We start from the raw sequence: 2,511 nt of genomic DNA on the forward strand, positions 1-2,511 counted from the left end.
GCATCATCGCCAGCCAGGACAGCCTGCACGGCCAGCGCGAGACCTTCACCTACGACGCCGCCGCCAACCTGCTCGACGGCCCAGCGCCCGGCGCCGGATTGGTGGTGCACAACAAACTGCTGACCTACCAGGACAAGCGCTACCGCTACGACGCCTTCGGCCGGATGATCGAAAAACGCAGCGCCAAACGCGGCGTGCAGCACTTTGCCTACGACGCTGAAAGCCGCTTGATTGAAGTGCGCAACGACAACGGCAGCGTGGTGAAAATGGCCTACGACCCGCTGGGCCGGCGCATCGAAAAAACCGAACACGACAGCCACGGCTACCCACTGGGCGAAACTCGCTTCACCTGGGACGGCCTGCGCCTGTTGCAGGAACACCGCCACCAGCAAACCAGCCTGTACCTCTACGAAGACGACGGCTACGAACCCCTGGCCCGCGTCGACGGCAGCGGCCCGCTGCAAAAGATCCGCTACTACCACAACGACCTCAACGGCCTGCCGGAACAACTCACCGAAGCCGACGGACACAATGTTTGGCAGGCGACGTATCGGGTGTGGGGCAATACGCTGGAAGAGGTGCGCGAGCCGTACTACATCGAAGAGCAGAATTTGCGGTTCCAGGGGCAGTATCTGGATCGGGAAACAGGTTTACATTACAACCTGTTCCGCCAATACGATCCGGACGTCGGCCGATTCACGACCCCAGACCCTATTGGGTTGGCAGGAGGATTCAATCTTTACGCGTTTGTCCTAAATCCGTTCACTTGGATGGATCCCCTAGGTCTCGCCGGCTGTACGCTGACCAAGGCCCGATCGAAACAGTACGACTACAAGCTGCGACTGAAGCGGTCAGAGTATCCGCAGACGTTTGGGCATATCGATGGCGCAATCAAGAAGGGGCACCCCTACATCGTGACCATTCAACGTGACACCGCTAAGCTCAATCGCAAACTTAGCTTGAAAGATATTAAGACCAAAACAGGCAAGGATCGGGACGAATGGCCGATGGCAATGTTCAAGGAAGGTGGTACCGGCGCCAGCGTCAAATACATCGATCCTAGCGACAATCGGGGGGCCGGCTCGAGCATCGGCAATGTCCTGTCCGACCTGCCCAATGGGACCAGAGTTAAAATCGAGGTTTACTGATGAAAAACACCGCTCAATCTGTGGATCTATTGATATCTCATAGCCAAATCCAATTCCGATCACGGCCCTTCGACGAAACCTCGAGCCAGTGGGGCAAGATTAATCTGGAGCAAGGCGCAATAATTCATAGCGACTATGTTGTATTCGACCCCCTACCTGAAGACGCTTTCGGTGCGAACGTCCATCTGAAACTGGAAGACAGCTTCAACCTCGACCCCACCGCCCAGCGCTGCATCGTCGTGCCCTTCCATATCACCGATCCCAGCCACGTGGAAATCGCCTCTGCAGCGGAAAAATTCAAGGTCGAACTTGATTTAGAGAAACGCGACTACGCGTTGCACTTCGAGGTATGCGAGGGCGAAGAGATTTTCTACAAAATCACGCTGGTCCCATCGGACAGCCGAGTGCTTGCAAGATATCTGCTGGATGATCCTTGGGGCGGAGAAAAAGACAAGGCATTGCTCGAGGGGTTTCATTAACGAATCGTCTCTCCCGCAGCATGGGCTAGTCGATCCGGTCGGTAGGCCCATTTCCTGCTTCTTGCTTAACGTGCGTTCACGCCATCCTGGCAATGGAATATGTAATGAAGTGGCAAAATGCGTGATACGTACGGCCCAGCCAGAGGACAGCGATGCTGGAGAATAAATTTCTAGATCATGAAACGGCCATTACCTCAATGGATCTGGATCATCTGGAGTCCGTCATCGGCAAGAGGCTACCGGCTCCCTTTCGAAACCATTACCTCAAGTACAACGGCGGCATGCCGGAACGAGCTTATTGGATCAGCGAAGACTTTTTCGATCCCATCGAAGTGGCTACCTTCAAGCCGATTGCTCATGGTGAGTCCACGGTGCTGTCCACCTACCAGTTGATGCTGAAGAAGCAGGTACTGCCTGCGCACCTCTTGCCTTTCGCAAACGACTGGGGCGGCAATTTCTTTTGCCTGAACCTTGATACCGAAGCCGTTAGCTATTTCACGACTGATAGCTTTGATAGCGACCTCAGCCCTGAAGAGAATCACGCTCAATCCGAAAAGCTGGTCTGCTCGAATTTCCTCCGTTTCGTTCAAGGGCTGATCGATGAGGAAGATTTGGACGAGGAATAAATCAGCGGACGCCACAGGATTTGCTCCGAAACGCAAATCCCGTGGCGAGGGAGCTTCCCCCGGTGTCAGGCTAGTTGTCGCCTGAGCTGATTTATCAAAACGATAGATCGGGGGCGTCAAAGAGAGCTGTGATGTCGAGCTATTCACCTGAGCGTAAAGCGGCCCTTATCCGTAAATTACTGCCGCCGCAAAACATGACCGTGGCCGAGTTGTCGCGTCAAGAAGGCATCTCCCAAGCCACCCTGTATGCTTGGCGCA

Annotated in this window: 4 protein-coding genes; all 4 read left to right on the top strand. The window is 54.9% G+C overall.

All coding sequences use genetic code 11. The features are described 5' to 3' along the window. Positions 1 to 1,148 (top strand): RHS repeat-associated core domain-containing protein (locus AACY31_RS28485; RefSeq protein WP_339505609.1); only part of this gene is annotated, 1,148 nt, incomplete at its 5' end. Next, positions 1,148 to 1,627, top strand: coding sequence for a competence protein ComJ (gene comJ / locus AACY31_RS28490; RefSeq protein WP_339483786.1), 480 nt, complete (start codon positions 1,148 to 1,150; stop codon positions 1,625 to 1,627). The genes AACY31_RS28485 and comJ, both read left to right, overlap by 1 nt. Before the next feature lie 152 nt (positions 1,628 to 1,779). Continuing rightward, the gene (locus AACY31_RS28495; protein ID WP_339483785.1) at positions 1,780 to 2,253 is read left to right on the top strand and encodes an SMI1/KNR4 family protein; all 474 of its coding nucleotides are present in this window, start codon (positions 1,780 to 1,782) and stop codon (positions 2,251 to 2,253) included. A 131-nt stretch (positions 2,254 to 2,384) separates the two neighbouring features. After that, positions 2,385 to 2,511: transposase (locus AACY31_RS28500; RefSeq protein ID WP_339491530.1), on the top strand; the 127-nt coding region annotated here is incomplete at its 3' end.

The organism is Pseudomonas sp. RL_105y_Pfl2_101, assembly GCF_963970585.1.
Classification (GTDB): domain Bacteria; phylum Pseudomonadota; class Gammaproteobacteria; order Pseudomonadales; family Pseudomonadaceae; genus Aquipseudomonas.

Coding starts and splice junctions, on each gene's coding strand:
- comJ (WP_339483786.1), top strand. CDS start 1,148: ATGAAAAACACCGCTCAATCTGTGGATCTATTGATATCTCATAGCCAA.
- AACY31_RS28495 (WP_339483785.1), top strand. CDS start 1,780: ATGCTGGAGAATAAATTTCTAGATCATGAAACGGCCATTACCTCAATG.